This window comes from Frankia sp. AgPm24 (genome assembly GCF_023243055.1).
GTDB classification, from domain to species: Bacteria; Actinomycetota; Actinomycetes; order Frankiales; family Frankiaceae; genus Frankia; species Frankia umida.
In genome coordinates this window covers 1-302 of the sequence record NZ_JALKFW010000115.1, presented here as the reverse complement: position 1 = coordinate 302, position 302 = coordinate 1, and the positions used below count along the sequence as shown (strand labels likewise).

General features: G+C 74.2%; 1 protein-coding gene. It reads right to left on the bottom strand.

Translation table 11 applies throughout. The features are described 5' to 3' along the window. Positions 1–302 (bottom strand): tetratricopeptide repeat protein (locus MXD61_RS05900; protein WP_248811820.1); only part of this gene is annotated, 302 nt, incomplete at both ends.

Genomic DNA, 302 nt, shown 5'->3' with positions numbered 1-302 from the left:
CGGGCCGGTCGGCGGCCAGCCGGCGGCGGATCGTGACGGCTTCTTCGATCGCGGCCAGGGCCTGTTCCGGGCGCCCCAGATCCCCCAACCGCACCGACTGGTTGTTCAGCGACGTGGCGAGGTCGGGGAGGTAGGTGTCGGGCCGGTCGGCGGCCAGCCGGCGGTAGAGCGTGACGGCTTCTTCGATCGCGGCCAGGGCCTGTTCCGGGCGCCCCACAGCCCCCAACCGCACCGACTGGTTGTTCAGCGACGTGGCGAGGTCGGGGAGGTAGGTGTCGGGCCGGTCGGCGGCCAGCCGGCGG